Source organism: Pseudomonas sp. UBA6323, from assembly GCF_002439135.1.
In the GTDB taxonomy this organism is placed as follows: domain Bacteria; phylum Pseudomonadota; class Gammaproteobacteria; order Pseudomonadales; family Pseudomonadaceae; genus Aquipseudomonas.
The window spans coordinates 38,472-53,412 of the sequence record NZ_DJSX01000053.1; the positions used below are offsets into that span (position 1 = coordinate 38,472).

Consider the following 14,941-nt stretch of genomic DNA (forward strand, 5'->3'; position numbering starts at 1 on the left):
TTTCCCGGATTTCATCCGGGCTACGGCCACATTCGGTTGATGCACCTCAAGGAATCGCCTCGCCGATCCCGCGGGGGTCGCTGGCAGCCTGCACCTCGCCGCTGACCTTGTCCCAGAACAATACCTGCTGATTACCGTACTGCCGGTCCAGGCGCTTGAGTTCATAGCCACGTCGCTGCAGTTCGGCGGCCTGCTTGTCGCTGAAGGTATCCGGCTCATGCTCGATCACATCGGGCATGAACTGGTGGTGGTAGCGTGCGACCGCCGGCCAGCGCGCGATGGGCTGGTCGTCCAGGTATTCGAGCATCGACAGCAGCACCATGCTCGGAATTCGGCTGCCGCCTGGCGTACCGAAGGCGGCGAATTCGTCGCTGCTCTCGATGAAACTCGGGCTCATCGACGACAGCGGGCGTTTGCCCCCGGCAATGGCGTTGGCCTGGCTGCCCGCCAGGCCATAAGCGTTGGCGCCCTGCACGTCGGCGGCGAAGTCATCCATCTCGTCGTTGAGCAGCACACCGGTGCCGGGCACGGTGAAGGCGGCGCCGAACGGCAGGTTGATCGACAGCGTGGCAGCCACTGCATTGCCCTCGGCATCGAGCACGGCGAAGTGCGTGGTGTGGTCGCCCTCATGCCAGGTGCCGGCAGGCGGCAGGCTGGCGCTGGGCGTGGCCTTCTCGGGCTCGATGCTGCCGGCGAGCACGGCCAGGTGTCCGGGCGAGAGCAGTTGCTCCACGGGATTCTTGACGAAGTCCGGGTCGCCCAGCAGGCCGCGATCTCGGTAGGCGCGGCGCAGCGCCTCGACCACGTAGTGCACGCGCTGCATCGGTTCGGCGTCGCGCCAGGGCAACTGCTCGAGCATCGCCAGGCTCTGCGCCAGCGCGATGCCGCCGGCCGAGGGCGGCGGGGCGCTGATCAGCTCGCGGCCATCTTCGAGGCGAAAACGCAGCGGTTCGCGGCGGACGATGCGGTATTCGCGCAGGTCATCCAGGGTCCAGATGCCACCGGCGTGGCGTACGCCAGTTACCAGGCGCTCTGCCACCGGCCCTGTGTAGAAGCCTGCACGGCCATGCTCGGCCAGTGACTGCAGGGTGGCGGCCAGCTCCGGCTGGCGCAGAGAATGGCCCTCGCCGGGTATTTCGCCCTGGTCGAGGAACAGCCTGGCGCTCTCGGCATCGTCGCGCAGTGCCGCCAGGCGCCAGGTCGCGCGTTCGCGGTAGACGCGGTCCACCGCAAAGCCCTCGTTGGCCAGGCGAATCGCCGGGGCCAGGCTGGTTTTCAGCGGTAGGCGACCGTGATGCTCGGCCAGTTCGACCAATGCTGCCGGCAGCCCGGGAATGGCAGCAGCCAGCGCGCCATTGAGCGACAGCTCGCGTTGCACCTTGCCGTCGCGGACGTAGAGATCCGGCTTGGCCTCCAGTGGCGCGCGCTCACGGGCGTCGAGGAAGTCGTAGCCGGGGGCGTCGCCAGCGCTGCGCAGGAGGAAGAAGCCACCGCCACCCAGGCCCGAGCCGTAGGGCTCGACCACAGCCAGTGCTGCACTGGCGGCAATGGCGGCATCGAAGGCATTGCCGCCAGCGTCGAGCATCTGCTGGGCGGCGGCAGTGGCCGCAGAGTGGGCAGTGGCAATGGCGGGTTGCTGCGGGGCGGCCTGAGCCAACAGGCTGGCGCCGAGCAGCAGGGTCGATAGCAGGAGTTTGCGCAACATGCGATCTACCAGAGGGCGGCTGAAGGAAGCTTGAAGCTTAACAGCCTCGCTCGGGCGAGGGGGCACAACGGGCGCGGAGAAAGTGGGAGGTCGCTAGCCCTCGGAAGTGTCAGGCCTTGCCGGTGATGATGCGGTACTTGTGCATCAGTTCATCCTTGCTCTCGACGTTGTTCTCGTCGAGCGGGATGCAGTCGACCGGGCAAACCTGCTGGCATTGCGGCTCATCGTAGTGGCCGACGCATTCGGTGCACAGGTTGGGATCGATCACATAGATCTCCTCACCCTGGGAAATGGCGCCGTTGGGGCACTCGGGTTCGCAGACGTCGCAGTTGATGCAATCGTCGGTAATGATCAGGGACATGAAAAACAACTCCCGTCGAAGCTGAGCCACGACATTGGCAGGCGACAATGAGGCAATTGTGCCGGATTGGTGCGCCATGTGCCATTAGCCCGGTCGGTTAGGCGCTTTGCTTCCCTCTCCCGTTTTCGGGAGGGGCGGGGAAGAGGGTAGGGAATCGTGGCGCCGCTTTTGCCCTCTCCCAAGAGCGGGAGAGGGTCATCAGTCGACCGTGAACGGCCGGCTTTTAATGCTTGCGCAAGCGCTCGTGGAGCGCATCGGCGACGGCCGGGTGCACGAACTTGGAAATGTCGCCACCCAGCGCGGCGATTTCGCGCACCAGGGTCGAGGAAATGAAGGAATACTTCTCCGACGGCGTGAGGAACAGGCTCTCGACGTCCGGCGCAAGCTGGCGGTTCATGTTGGCCAGCTGAAACTCGTACTCGAAGTCCGATACCGCGCGCAGGCCACGCAGGAACACGTTGGCGTTCTGCTCCTTGACGAAGTGCGCCAGCAGCGAGGAAAAGCCCACCACTTCGACATTGGGCAGGTGCTTGGTCACCTCGCGGGCCAGCTCGACGCGTTGTTCCAGCGGGAACAGCGGGTTTTTCTTGGGGCTGGCGGCAACGGCGATGATGACGTGATCGAAGAGCCGCGCGGCGCGTTCGACCAGATCGCCATGGCCTTTGGTGATGGGGTCGAAGGTACCCGGGTACAACACTCGATTCATCGCTTCGTCCTGTTCGAGGCGGCAAGAGTCGCGGATGGTAGCGCAGCGTTTCCCTTGCGGCCAAGCGCGGCGAAAGGCTCGGTTGCCGTGTGTGCCCGAGTGCCTGGCATTCAATGGGCTGTAGAGGATGCAGATGTGGGCGATTACCGAGCAGAGCACAGCCTGCGCCAGGCAGTGCCGTGCAGCTGCGCTGCTCAGGCCTTCAATCGTTCGGCCAGCAGGGTGGCCAGTTTCGCGGTCAGCCCATAGATCGAAAGTTGCGGGTTGGCGCCGATGCTGGTGGGGAACAGCGAGCCGTCGTGGACCGACAGGTTCTCCAGCTGGTGATGCCGGCCGAGGCTGTCGACCACTGCCTGCTGCGGGTCTTCGCCCATGGCGCAGCCGCCCATTACGTGAGCGCTGCCCAGGCGGGTGCGGTACAGCGCCAGGTCGAGGTTGTCGATCAGGTCCCGGGCTTGCTTCCAGGTTGCCACGTAGCCGGCATCGGCGTGCATCGGCATCACCGCCCTGGCGCCTGCGGCGAACTGGATTTCGGCCATGGTCAGGAAGGCACGGCGCACGCCATCCCAGGTGTAGTCGGTCATCTGGTAGTCGAGTACCGGGCTGCCGTCGTCACGCAGTTCCACACGGCCCTCGGCGCAATCCGGGTGGAAGCCGTCGCGCAGCAGGGCAAGCATCACGTTGGTATGCGGCAGTTGTGCCATGCGCAGGGCGTTCTCGCGGCCAAAATCGCCGAGCAGGGTGGCGGTCAGCGCTGGCTGTAGGGGCGGCACTTCCAGCTTGTAGGAAAGGCGTCCGCCGGTGCCATCGTCCCACTGAAAATGATCCGAGTAGACCGACTGCGGCGCACCGTAGAAGGGGTTGATGACCTGTTCGAACTGCGCCGCGGAGAAGTTCACCAGGTGAAGGTAGGTGCGCCGTCCGACGCGCTGGTGCGGGTCGGGCGCGTTGGAGCGCAGCAGAATGCCGGGGGTGTTGATGCCACCGCCGGCCAGCACGTAGTGCCGCGCCTTGACCCGGATGCGCTTGCCGTTGGGCGCCACGCAGCGTTCGTCCATGCCCAGGCAGTCGATGCCGACCACCTTGTCGCCTTCGATCAGCAGCTTGTCGGCGCGCGCCAGGTAGAGCAGCTCGCCGCCGGCGTCGAGGGTGGCGGGGATGGTGGTGACCAGCATCGACTGCTTGGCGTTGGTCGGGCAGCCCATGCCGCAGTAGCCGAGGTTCCAGCAGCCGCGCACGTTGCGCGGGATCGGCGCCCAGTGATAGCCGAGCTTGTCGCAGCCGCTGCGCAGCACCTCGTTGTTGGCATTCGGTGGCACCGCCCAGGGCGCGACGCCCAGGCGCTGCTCCATCTTCTCGAACCAGGGTGCCATGGACTCGACGTCATGGCCTTTCACGCCATGCACTTCGGCCCAGTGGGCCAGGGTCTGTGGCGGCGTGCGGAAGCTGCTGGTCCAGTTGATCAGCGTCGTGCCGCCCACGGCCCGGCCCTGCAGTATGGTGATGGCGCCATCCTTGCTCATGCGGCCGATACCTTCCTGATAGAGGTTCGGGTAGGCCTCGGCCTCCTGCATCTTGAAGTCGTCGCTGGTCTTCAGCGGGCCTTCCTCGATCAGCAGCACCTTGTAGCCAGCGGCGCTGAGAATCTCCGCCGTGGTGCCACCACCGGCGCCGCTACCGACGATGGCGACATCGGCTTCCAGCGTCAGGTCGTTTTCCAGGCGCGAACCGTCGTATGTCTTCCAGCCTTTGGCCAGGCCTTGCTTGAACAAATCGGGTACAGGCATTTCACCTTCTCTTCTTGTCGTCGGGCCGTCTGTAGGGGGCGAGCTCTCGAGCTGGGCGCATGCCCTGATCGCGGATAAATCCGCTCCTACACCAACAGCCCGTATTCCGTGGGAGCGGCTTCAGCCGCGATGCTCTCTACAATGGCTAGGGTGGACCGTCATACGGTGGGCGGGCCCGGATAGCCGCAATGCGCCCAGGCTTCCTGGCGGCTGTACCAGGCCATCATCACCAGTTGCAGCAGCGAAGCGTGGCCCATGCGCAGCAGGCTCAGGCTGCTGTTCTGCCAGCGGCTGAGGAAGTTGCGCACGTCATCGGCGCTGGCGTTGTCCCAACTGCCCCAGACGCCGGTCAGCGGGCCGCGGGTAATGGGCAGGGCCAGTACGTCGAACAGTTGTACGGTGAGTTTCAGCATCTCCGGCGACAGGTGGGCGAGGCCGCTGTCGAGACTCTTCAGCGTGCCATCGATCGCCTGCGGCATCTGTTCGGCACTGACGGCGCCATCGAGCATCACCGGGATCAGCGCGCGCAGAAACGGCAGGTCGCTGCTGCGCAGGATCAGATAACCATTGGCCGGCGTGCTGGCCGAGCAGCCGCTGAGCGTCGCGGTCAGCCCGGCAGTGCCGAGCAGTGCCGTGCCCAGCAGGCCGACCTTGAGCAGGCTGCGCCGCGAAAGTTGCGGCGCGTCGAGAGTGGTGTCGTTCATTGTTGTTATCACCAGGCGTAGAGCGGGTGCTGACCGCGTCGATCAACGTACGAACAATTTGTAGATCAGCTTCTGAATCGCCTTGCCATAAGGCGGGTAGATCAGCCGTGCGGCGTTGAAACGCTGCTTGATGAATACGCCCTTGGCCTTGCTGAAGGTCAGGAAACCTTCGTGACCGTGGTAGTGGCCCATGCCCGACGGGCCGACACCGCCGAACGGCATGTCGTCCTGCGCCACGTGCAGCAGGGTATCGTTCAGGCACACGCCGCCGGAGTGGGTTTCGTGCAGCACGCGCTGCTGTTCGCCCTTGTCATAACCGAAGTAGTACAGCGCCAGCGGGCGTGGCCGTGCGTTGACGTAGGCGAAGGCATCTTCCAGGCGGTCGTACGGGACCACCGGCAGCAGCGGGCCGAAGATCTCGTCCTGCATCAGCTTCATGTCGTCGTTGACGTCGAGTACCAGGCTCTGCGGCAGGCGCCGGCCCTGGGCCTCTGGATACAAGGGAACGATGCGCGCGCCCTTGGTCTGCGCGTCCTGCAGATAGCCGTTGAGGCGTGCCAGCTGGCGCTCGTTGATGATCGCCGTGTAGTCCGGGTTGTCCTTGAGCTGCGGATAGAAACGCTGCACGACGTCGCGATAGGCGCTGACGAAGCCGTCGACGCGATCACGCGGCACAAGCACGTAGTCCGGCGCCACGCAGGTCTGCCCGGCGTTGAGGGTCTTGCCGAAGGCGATGCGCTCGGCGGCGTGCTCCAGCGGCACGTCGGCCGAGACGATGGCTGGCGACTTGCCGCCCAGTTCCAGGGTTACCGGGGTCAGGTTCTCCGCGGCGGCGCGCATCACGTGCTTGCCGATGCTGGTGGCGCCGGTGAACAGCAAATGGTCGAACGGCAGCTTGGAGAAGGCCATGCCGACTTCCGCCTCGCCCAGGGCGACGCTGACCAGGTCCTCGGGGAAGATGCGCGCCAGCAGGTCCTTGACCAGTTGCGAGGTGGCCGGGGTGGACTCGCTCATCTTGATCATCACCCGGTTGCCGGCGGCCAGCGCACCGGTCAGCGGACCGATGGCGAGAAACAGCGGGTAGTTCCACGGCACGATGATGCCGACCACGCCCAGCGGCTGGTAGATGACCTTGGCCGAAGCGGGCATGAACTGCATGCCGACGCTGCGCCGTGAAGGCTTCATCCACTTTCTGATGCGTTTGCTCGCGTAATGGATGCCATGCAGGCTGGGCATCAGTTCGGCTAGCAGGGTCTCGTCCACCGAGCGGTTGCTGAAATCCTGAGAAATCGCCTCGATCAGCGCATTCTGCTGTTCGACCAGCAACTCCTTGAGGGACTTCAACCACTGAATGCGTTGCTCGGCCGACGGCATCGGGTTGGCGGCAAAGGCGGAGCGCTGCAGGGCGAAGGTGGCGTCCAGCTGGCTGATCTGCTGTTGGCTGTGCTGCAAATAGGCGATGTCGGCGACCATTGGTTTCTCCTCGACGTTACAGCGGGCAGGCTGTTGAAAAACTATCTGCGTTGTCATCGCTGCGTTAAAAACAGGCTCAAAATGCTCATTTACAACTTGTAAACTCCGCTTTTTCGCCTGTTTTTGCCTTGCGCTGACTGCCTCGCCGACGTTTTTAAACAGCCTGCTGGAGGCGGCTATAAGCCGCGATTAGGCTGAGCTGGATTTTTAGAGCAATTACTCTAATGTGTCAAATAGGGTGCCGCGCACCCGTCCTTGCTGCACCCGAACCAAAGGTCAGCAGATGGCGTTGGCATGCGTCGAGGGGTAACACTCCGGCTGTTTCGCCTGTACCTTTGCCACTTTTGAAGTCGAGATCGAGCTGCGTCATGGCGCCACCCAAGACCCGCGACCGCATCGTTGCCGAGAGCCTGGCCCTGTTCAACGGCCAGGGCGAACGCAATGTCACCACGAACCACATCGCCGCACATCTGGGCATTTCGCCGGGTAATCTGTATTACCACTTCCGCAACAAGCAGGTGATCATCGCCGAGCTGTTCGCCCAGTACGAAGCGCAGGTCGACAGTTTCCTGCGTCTGCCCGAAGGCCGTGCGCTGACGGTAGAGGACAAGACCTTCTACCTGGAGGCGCTGCTGGCGGCGATGTGGCACTACCGTTTCCTGCATCGCGATCTGGAGCACCTGCTGGAATCCGACGCCGAGTTGGCTGAGCGTTATCAGGCCTTCGCCCGGCGCTGTCTGGTGCACGCGCGGGCCATCTACCAGGGCTTCGTCGATGCCGAGATCCTCAGCATGACGCCGGCGCAGATCGAGGCGCTGACCCTCAACGCCTGGATCATCATGACCTCCTGGGTACGTTTCCTCTGCACCGCCGGGGCCAGCCCGGACGACCTCAGCCAGGACATGCTGCGCCGCGGCATCTACCAGGTGCTGGCTCTGGAAGGCGGCTATATCACGCCCTCCGCGCGTTCAGCGGTCGAGGCGCTGTATGATCGCCTGCATGTGCCGCTGGAGCAGGTACTGGGGTAAGCGGTTCGGTGTCGCTGTAGTCCGGATGTAATCCGGAGGAACTGTGCCGGAGCATTCCCGGATTGCATCCGGGCTACGACTTCGCGGGCCAGTAGGAGGGGCTTTAGCCGCGAGCTTTTCGCCGCTGAAGCGCCTCCCACAATCTGCAGCGACTGCCTTGCCCGGTTGCAATCCGCAAAGGCCTTTGTCGCGTCTTCCCGGACTTCATCCGGGTTACAGTGCTTACCGCCCGCGTAGGAGCGGCTTCAGCCGCGATTATGCGTGGCTCGCCAGCCATTGCGGAATACGCCGCTCCAGGTAATACACCGGCTTGCGCGGGCTGCCTTCGACGAAGCCGACATGCCCGCCCTTGGCGTGCAGTTCGAACTCGGTGCCGCGGGCGAGTTCGCTGGCCTCCGGCAGGCTGTGGCGGAAGATGAAGGGGTCGTCCTCCGCCTGGATGATCAGCGTGCGTGTGCGGATTTCACCCAGGTAGAAGCGGCTGGAAGCGCGGCGGTAGTAATCGTGGGCATCGGCGAAACCGTGCAGCGGCGCGGTGATGCGCCCGTCGAAGTCCCAGAAGGTGCGCATGCCGTCCAGCGGGCCCAGGCGCTCCAGTACCGACAGGCGCTCGCTCTGACCCTGTTCGGTGAACAGACGCTGCTTGTCGCTCACGTAGGCGACCATCTCGCGCATGAAGTGCGCCTGATACACCCGTGAGAAACCCAGGCCGATGCGGTCGGCGCACTGATCCAGACGAAACGGCACCGACACCGCCACTGCTGCCTGCAGCTGGCTCTGCGCGCCGCTTTCGCCCAGATACTTGAGCAGCACGTTGCCGCCCAGCGAATAGCCGACGGCGTACAGCGGCGCCATCGGCCGTTGCGCGCGCAGGTGGGCGACAGCCGAGGCCAGATCCTCGCTGGCGCCGGAGTGATAGCCGCGCGGCAGCAGGTTGGGCTCGCCAGAGCAGCCACGCCAGTTCAACGCCACGCTGGCCCAGCCGCGCGCGGCCAGCGCCTGCTGCAGGCCGAGCACGTAGAGCGAGCTGGAGCTACCGGTCAGGCCATGCAGCACCAGCACCAGCGGCGCATGAGCGTCATGCGGGCCGTACCAGTCGAGGTCGAGGAAGTCGCCATCGTCCAGCCACAGCCGTTCGCGCGGTCGCTGCAGTTGCGGCGGCTTGCGGCAGAAGGGGTTCCACAGCGTCTGCAGATGCGGGCCGGGGAGCCACCAGGCGGGGCGAAATTCAGTGTTCATGGTGAAGTCGGTCGTCGGCAGTAGACGTAGCCCGGATGCAATCCGGGAATGGTGGCCCTGGATTTCATCCAGGCTACGGAGCTTTCAGCGTCGGCGCTTGCGCAGTATGCGCCAAGCGCACCAGGCCAATACCAGCAGGGCGACGATACGCTGATTGGTAAGTCCGATGACGATACCTTGCTGATGCTCCAACAGTATCGTGCGATTCAAATTCAGCGGAATTTCCTGCTGGCTGAGCAGCACCGGCAGCGCCAGTGCGATCAGCAGCAGGTAGGGCAGGTGGGCGTAGATGAAGTCCTTCATCCACGCTGCCACAGCGCGTAATGCACCTGGCCGGTGTGCTTCTCGCGATGCAGGCGCCAGTTGCCGGGCAGGCCCAGCGTCGAGGGCGCCGTCTCGCTTTCGGTGTAGACCCAGGCGTCGTCGGCCAGCCAGTTCTGAGCTTCCAGCAGGTCGCAGGCGCCTTGCAGCAGATCCTTGTGGAACGGCGGATCGAGCAGGACGATATCGAAGCGCCGCGGCGCCGGGCGGGCTAGCAGCTGCAAAGCATCGCCGAGCTGAATCTCGCCCTCGCTGCATTGCAGCGTCGCCAGATGCCCGCGCAGCGCGCTCACCGAGGCCGGGTTGAGGTCGCAGGCCAGGCCGCTGGCGGCACCGCGCGACAGGGCTTCGAGCAGCAGCGCGCCGCTGCCGGCGAAGGGGTCGAGCACGTGCGAGCCTTCGACATAGGGCGCCAGCCAGTTGAACAGCGTTTCGCGCACCCGGTCCGGGGTCGGGCGCAGGCCCGGGCCGTCAGGGAAGGCGAAGCGCCGCGAACGCCATTGCCCACCGATGATACGCAATTGGCCCTGGCCGCCGTGGGCTTTGCCCGCGGCGGGTTTGTGCGGGGCGCGTCCGCGCATCAGTGCGGCACCGTGCTGGGCTGCTGGGCCGGGCGATCGGTCGGTGGTGGCAACTCCTTCTGCGCCACGGTCGGGCCTGCTGTGACCACCACCAGTGCTTCGGGGTCGAGGTGCTTGGCCATCGCCGCCTGCACCTGCTCGGTGGTCAGCGCCTGCACGTCACGCATGAAATCGTCCAGGTAGCTCAGCGGCAGATCGTAGAAGCCCATCGAGGCCAACTGGCCGACGATGGCGGCATTGCTTGCCGTGGACAGCGGGAAGCTGCCGGCCAGCTCGCGCTTGGCGTTGTCCAGCTCCTGCTGGGTCGGGCCGTCACGCAGGTAGTCGGTCAGCAGTTGCTTGACCAGCGCCAGGGTGCCCTGGCTGAGCTCGGCGCGGGTCTGCAGATTGATCATGAAGGGGCCGCGCGCCTGCATGGTCCTGAAACTGGAGTAGACGCCGTAGGTCAGGCCGCGCTTCTCGCGCACCTCGCTCATCAGACGGGTGCCGAAACCGCCGCCGCCGAAGATCTGGTTGCCCAGATACAGCGCGGCATAATCCGGATCGCTGCGGTCGATGCCGAGCTGGGCGAACATCAGGTGGGTCTGGTTGGATGGGTATTCGATATGGCTGACGCCCGGTTTGGGCGTTTGCGGCTGGGCGATCTTCGCCAGCGCCGGGCCTTGCGGCAGGGCGGCGGAGAGCTGATTGGCGATGGCCTCGGCCTCGGCGCGCGACAGGTCGCCGACCAGGGCGATCACCGCATTGCCGGCCGCGTAGGCGCGAGCGTGGAAGGCCTGCAGCTGCTGACGGGTGATGGCGGGGATCGACTGCGCCGTGCCATCGCTCGGGTGCGCGTAGGGATGCTGCCCGTACAGGCGCTCGAACAACTCCAGGCTGGCCAGCTTGCCCGGATTCTGCTTCTGGTACTCGAAACCGGCGAGCAGCTGGTTCTTGATCCGCGCCAACGAATCGGCAGGGAAGGTGGGCTTGCCCAGTACATCAGCGAACAGCGCCAGCGCAGGTTCGCGTTGCTCCCGCGCGCTCAGGCTGCGCAGGCTGGCCACGGCCATGTCGCGGTAGGCGCCGTTGCCGAACTCGGCGCCGAGACCCTCGAAACCGGCGGCGATGGCGCCGACGTCCTTGCCCGGCACACCTTCGTTGAGCATCGCGTTGGTCAGGGTAGCCAGGCCCGGCGCGCCGCCGTCCTGACTGCTGCCGGCGGCGAAGGTCAGGCGCAGGTCGAACATCGGCAGCTCATGGGCTTCGACGAACAGCACCCTGGCGCCCTGTGAGGTATGCCAGCTCTGGATTTCCAGCGTACGGCGGGTCGGCGCCTTGCCGTCGAGCGCAGCCAGCGACTGCAGCTTGGCGGCATCGCCGGTCGCCGTGCTGTCGGACAGGTTAGCGCAGGCGCCCAGTGCCAGGGCGGTGGACAGGACCAGGCCGAGCAGGCCCAGGCGGCGTTGCTCAGTCTTCATGGGCGGGACTCCTTATTGCGGGACTCTTCGGGCAGAACGTGGGCGACACTCAGGCGGTCGCGAGCGAAGAAGGTACGGGCGGCCTGCTGGATGTCCGCCGGGGTGACGGCTTCCAGCTCGGCCAGTTCCTGGTCGATCAACTGCCAGGACAGGCCCACGGTTTCCAGTTGACCGATACCGGTGGCCTGGCTGGTGATCGAGTCGCGCTCGAATACCAGGCCGGCGATGACCTGGGCGCGTACGCGTGCCAGTTCGGCAGCGGACGGCGGGGCCTTCTTCAGTTCTTCCAGCTCGCGCCACAGGCCGGCTTCGGCCTGCTCCAGGGTCTTGCCCTTCTGCACGTTGGGCATAGCCGAGAGGATGAACAGGCTGTCGCCGCGGGTGAAGGCGTTGTACCAGACGCTGGCACCGGAAACGAGCTCCTCGCCGCGCTCCAGGCGGGTCGGCAGACGCGCGCTGTAGCCGCCATCGAGCAGTGCGGCGGCCAGGCGCAGGGCATAGACCTGGCGCGGCGTTTGCGCAGTGGCCAGGCCCGGCACGTTGAAGCCCATGACCAGATTGGGCAGTTGGGTCTTGAGATACAGGGTGGTGCGCCGCTCGCCGGGCGCGGCCAGTTCCAGCGGCAGCTTGGCGCTCGGAACGTCGCGACGCGGAATGTCACCGAAGTAACGTTGCGCCTGGGTCTTGACCTCGTCAACGCTGACGTCTCCGACCACCACCAGGGTGGCGTTGTTCGGCGCGTACCACTTCTTGTACCAGGCGCGCAGTTCGTCGATGTGCATGCGCTCGAGGTCGGCCATCCAGCCGATGGTCGGGATGCTGTAGCCGCTGGCCGGGTAGGCCATGGGTTTGAAGCGCTCGAATGCTAGGGACGAGGGACGGTCGTCGGTGCGCAGACGGCGCTCCTCCTTGATCACCTCGATTTCCTTGGCGAACTCATCTGCCGGCAGTTTCAGGCTGGCGAGACGGTCGGCTTCCAGCTCCAGCGCCACGCCCAGGCGGTCGCGGGCCAGCACCTGGTAGTAGGCGGTGTAGTCGTCACTGGTGAAGGCATTTTCCTCGGCGCCCAGCTCACGCAGGATGCGTGACGCTTCGCCGGGGCCGAAATTGCGGCTGCCCTTGAACATCATGTGTTCCAGGGCGTGGGACAGGCCGGTGGAACCGGGCGTCTCGTAGCTGGAGCCGACCTTGTACCAGATCTGCGAAACCACCACCGGCGCGCGGTGGTCCTCGCGGACGATGACCTTGAGGCCGTTGTCCAGTTCGAATTCGTGGGTGGGTTGAGCGGGAGACGCGGAGGCTGCAAGTGGCACGCAAAGGGCGCCGAACAGCAGGCCGAGGGAACGGCGGGCGATGGCATTCATTAAAAGTCTGACCTGTCGGATAGCCTGGGCGGTCGTACCGCCGGCGGGCGAAGAGGTGCTAGGATACCCCATCCTGTGCGACACGTATGATCGTGTCGTGCTTGGTTTGGTTAATGCGCCTAGGCACCTTAATCCCTTGCTATCAGGGGGTTTGAAGCCCGAAAAAGCATTCAACAAACCGGCTCAGCCTGGTTAATCCACACCCTGGAAACGCTTCGTTTTGGCGGGGATGGATAACAAAAGCTGTATCTGTTCAAACCCTAAAATGGGTCAATGAGCGGTTACAGAAACAGGATAGTAACGTTCAGCTATCATCGAATTGTTACTAAAAATGTCTGACCCGAGGGTGAATTTGCCCTCCGGGCAGAACTCACCCTCGAACGTCTGGCAGTGAGCCAACTCACCGTCGTGAGACGTTGTAGGGTGTTGAACCAAGCACGGAGCGAAAAGCTCCGAATCGCATTGCTCAACTTCGCTTGTATAGGAAGTACCGAGCCTGGCATGTACCTGCCAGTTCATTAGATCGGCATGCGTCAGGGGCCAACCCTGGGGTGTGAAGCCCGATTAACAATGTCTCGCTCTTATGAGGGTGTTATCCGGTGACGGAGAACGCTTTACGTCCGAATTGCACGGACGTAACGAGGCTAATGACCTAACCCGCATGGCTAACGCATGTGAATCGTCGACCGAACCCTCGTCATTATCGACGGGCCTACGGCAATTATTGGCCCCAGCCAAAATCGGCATGTAGTCGGGCAGCGCAGTAGGATGATGCGCTGCGGTACCAATACGGCTGCCGGGGGAAAGACGAAGCCTAAACGGGGAATAGATGCGACTCGGGGAACGTGGCAATCCCGACCACTCGCCTGACCAGCAATAACATGGTCAGGCAGGCAAACCGCAAGGGGCGCTGATGGGTGTGGGGAATGGGAGGATGCAAGAAGCGAATGGCTGCCTGTAATGGGTGGTATACCGGTTGAAACATCACCGGCAGGGGCAACCCTGGCTGACGTGCATCTGGTTTACGAGCGCAAGAAGAGCCGCTGATTCCAGCGATAACCAAACGACCCTATGGGCGACTACTGCCCATAGGGGAGTAGTCCGTCCTGAATGTCGTTCATCTCAGGAGGACTGTATGAAAACGCAACCAGCAACACCGGTCGCGTCTGCGCCCTCCGGCGGAGTGATGAATTGGCACGATCTTGATTGGGCCACCATTCAGCAAGCCGTTCGGAAAACGCAGCTAAAGATTGCGCAGGCAACACAGGAAGGTAACTGGCGCAGGGTTAAACGCCTGCAACGGATGCTGACCTATTCGTTTTACGGCCGCTGTTTGGCTGTACGACGAGTCACGGAGAACCGGGGTCGTAAGACTCCGGGCGTCGATGGAGAAACCTGGGGATCGCCCCAGGCCAAGCTCCGTGCTGTGGGAAGTCTGTCGAAACAACGGGGTTATCGGCCCAAACCGCTACGGCGGGTCTGGATACCGAAACCCGGTAAGCATGAGAGGCGCCCGCTGGGTATCCCGACGATGTTGGATCGGGCCATGCAGGCGCTGCATCTGCAAGCGTTGGAGCCTGTAATCGAAAGCACCAGCGATCCGAAGTCCTATGGATTTCGCCCGGATCGTTCGACTGCTGACGCAATGGTTGAGCTTTTCCACCTGCTGTCGCCGCAAACGGCGCCGGTCTGGATTCTGGAAGGCGACATCAAGGGCTTCTTCGACAACATCAACCACGAATGGCTGTGTCGGAATGTCCCGATGGACACGAAGGTACTGCGCAAGTGGTTAAAAGCCGGGGTTATCGACCGGCGACAACTCATGGCAACGGAAGCCGGGACGCCGCAGGGTGGAATTATTTCGCCCTGTCTGGCCAATGCCACTCTGAACGGTCTGGAAACTCAGCTGAAACGTCATCTGGCGAAGAAGCTAGGCATCAAGAAGGCCAAGAAGACCAAGGTGCAGTGTGTACGGTATGCGGACGACTTCGTGATCCTGGCAGCCTCGAAAGAGCTGCTGGAGGAAGAGGTCAAGCCCTGGGTAGAGCAATTCCTGTCAGTACGAGGGGTTGAGTTATCTCGGGAGAAAACGCGCATCACGCACATTCACCAGGGATTCGATTTCTTGGGGTGGAATTTCAGGAAGTACGTGCCGAAGTCACCACGCAGGAAGGCCAAGCTGCTGATCAAGCCCTCGAAGAAGAACGCCTCG

General features: G+C 63.8%; 13 protein-coding genes. 2 read left to right on the forward strand and 11 right to left on the reverse strand.

What is annotated here, in order from left to right:
- Window positions 1-46 precede the first annotated feature (46 nt).
- From ggt to B3P22_RS12370, 6 genes are all read right to left on the reverse strand, one after another.
- Window positions 47-1,705, reverse strand: coding sequence for a gamma-glutamyltransferase (gene ggt, locus B3P22_RS12345; RefSeq protein WP_296271157.1), 1,659 nt, complete (start codon window positions 1,703-1,705; stop codon window positions 47-49).
- A gap of 109 nt (window positions 1,706-1,814) precedes the next feature.
- Window positions 1,815-2,066, reverse strand: a complete 252-nt coding sequence (locus B3P22_RS12350) for a YfhL family 4Fe-4S dicluster ferredoxin (protein ID WP_003464019.1) — start codon at window positions 2,064-2,066, stop codon at window positions 1,815-1,817.
- Window positions 2,067-2,289: 223 nt separating this feature from the next.
- Window positions 2,290-2,772: a pantetheine-phosphate adenylyltransferase gene (gene coaD / locus B3P22_RS12355; RefSeq protein WP_197856792.1), complete on the reverse strand. Its 483-nt coding sequence runs from the start codon at window positions 2,770-2,772 to the stop codon at window positions 2,290-2,292.
- 194 nt (window positions 2,773-2,966) lie between these two features.
- A complete protein-coding gene (locus B3P22_RS12360) occupies window positions 2,967-4,559 on the reverse strand; it encodes a GMC family oxidoreductase (RefSeq protein ID WP_296271158.1) in 1,593 nt (530 codons plus the stop codon).
- Between the two features lie 158 nt (window positions 4,560-4,717).
- Window positions 4,718-5,263 (reverse strand): twin-arginine translocation pathway signal protein, encoded by a 546-nt coding sequence (locus B3P22_RS12365; RefSeq protein ID WP_296271159.1) that lies wholly within the window; start codon window positions 5,261-5,263, stop codon window positions 4,718-4,720.
- Between the two features lie 42 nt (window positions 5,264-5,305).
- Complete coding sequence (locus tag B3P22_RS12370; protein WP_296271160.1) at window positions 5,306-6,736, reverse strand: coniferyl aldehyde dehydrogenase; 1,431 nt, start codon at window positions 6,734-6,736, stop codon at window positions 5,306-5,308.
- A gap of 368 nt (window positions 6,737-7,104) precedes the next feature.
- Between B3P22_RS12370 and B3P22_RS12375 the strand changes: the two genes are divergently transcribed.
- Window positions 7,105-7,764, forward strand: coding sequence for a TetR/AcrR family transcriptional regulator (locus tag B3P22_RS12375; protein ID WP_296271161.1), 660 nt, complete (start codon window positions 7,105-7,107; stop codon window positions 7,762-7,764).
- A 255-nt stretch (window positions 7,765-8,019) separates the two neighbouring features.
- On the opposite strand, the gene B3P22_RS12380 is transcribed toward B3P22_RS12375, so the two are convergent.
- The 5 genes from B3P22_RS12380 to B3P22_RS12400 all read right to left on the reverse strand — a co-directional run bounded on the left by B3P22_RS12380 (window position 8,020) and on the right by B3P22_RS12400 (window position 12,729).
- Entirely contained in the window at window positions 8,020-9,003 is a 984-nt protein-coding gene (locus B3P22_RS12380; protein WP_296271162.1) for a hydrolase, read from the reverse strand.
- A gap of 84 nt (window positions 9,004-9,087) precedes the next feature.
- Complete coding sequence (locus B3P22_RS12385) at window positions 9,088-9,306, reverse strand: hypothetical protein (RefSeq protein ID WP_041769597.1); 219 nt, start codon at window positions 9,304-9,306, stop codon at window positions 9,088-9,090.
- On the reverse strand, window positions 9,303-9,905 hold the full coding sequence (rsmD, locus tag B3P22_RS12390; RefSeq protein WP_296271163.1) for a 16S rRNA (guanine(966)-N(2))-methyltransferase RsmD: 603 nt from the start codon (window positions 9,903-9,905) through the stop codon (window positions 9,303-9,305). Before rsmD ends, B3P22_RS12385 begins: the two co-directional genes overlap by 4 nt.
- Entirely contained in the window at window positions 9,905-11,365 is a 1,461-nt protein-coding gene (locus B3P22_RS12395) for a M16 family metallopeptidase (RefSeq protein WP_296271164.1), read from the reverse strand. The genes rsmD and B3P22_RS12395 overlap by 1 nt, the downstream gene beginning before the upstream one ends.
- Window positions 11,362-12,729, reverse strand: a complete 1,368-nt coding sequence (locus B3P22_RS12400; RefSeq protein WP_296271165.1) for a M16 family metallopeptidase — start codon at window positions 12,727-12,729, stop codon at window positions 11,362-11,364. The genes B3P22_RS12395 and B3P22_RS12400 overlap by 4 nt, the downstream gene beginning before the upstream one ends.
- A gap of 1,135 nt (window positions 12,730-13,864) precedes the next feature.
- Between B3P22_RS12400 and ltrA the strand changes: the two genes are divergently transcribed.
- Window positions 13,865-14,941, forward strand: a 1,077-nt coding sequence (gene ltrA, locus B3P22_RS12405) for a group II intron reverse transcriptase/maturase (protein ID WP_296271166.1), incomplete at its 3' end; no start/stop codon positions are given.

Coding starts and splice junctions, on each gene's coding strand:
- ggt (WP_296271157.1), bottom strand. CDS start 1,705: ATGTTGCGCAAACTCCTGCTATCGACCCTGCTGCTCGGCGCCAGCCTG.
- B3P22_RS12350 (WP_003464019.1), bottom strand. CDS start 2,066: ATGTCCCTGATCATTACCGACGATTGCATCAACTGCGACGTCTGCGAA.
- coaD (WP_197856792.1), bottom strand. CDS start 2,772: ATGAATCGAGTGTTGTACCCGGGTACCTTCGACCCCATCACCAAAGGC.
- B3P22_RS12360 (WP_296271158.1), bottom strand. CDS start 4,559: ATGCCTGTACCCGATTTGTTCAAGCAAGGCCTGGCCAAAGGCTGGAAG.
- B3P22_RS12365 (WP_296271159.1), bottom strand. CDS start 5,263: ATGAACGACACCACTCTCGACGCGCCGCAACTTTCGCGGCGCAGCCTG.
- B3P22_RS12370 (WP_296271160.1), bottom strand. CDS start 6,736: ATGGTCGCCGACATCGCCTATTTGCAGCACAGCCAACAGCAGATCAGC.
- B3P22_RS12375 (WP_296271161.1), top strand. CDS start 7,105: ATGGCGCCACCCAAGACCCGCGACCGCATCGTTGCCGAGAGCCTGGCC.
- B3P22_RS12380 (WP_296271162.1), bottom strand. CDS start 9,003: ATGAACACTGAATTTCGCCCCGCCTGGTGGCTCCCCGGCCCGCATCTG.
- B3P22_RS12385 (WP_041769597.1), bottom strand. CDS start 9,306: ATGAAGGACTTCATCTACGCCCACCTGCCCTACCTGCTGCTGATCGCA.
- rsmD (WP_296271163.1), bottom strand. CDS start 9,905: ATGCGCGGACGCGCCCCGCACAAACCCGCCGCGGGCAAAGCCCACGGC.
- B3P22_RS12395 (WP_296271164.1), bottom strand. CDS start 11,365: ATGAAGACTGAGCAACGCCGCCTGGGCCTGCTCGGCCTGGTCCTGTCC.
- B3P22_RS12400 (WP_296271165.1), bottom strand. CDS start 12,729: ATGAATGCCATCGCCCGCCGTTCCCTCGGCCTGCTGTTCGGCGCCCTT.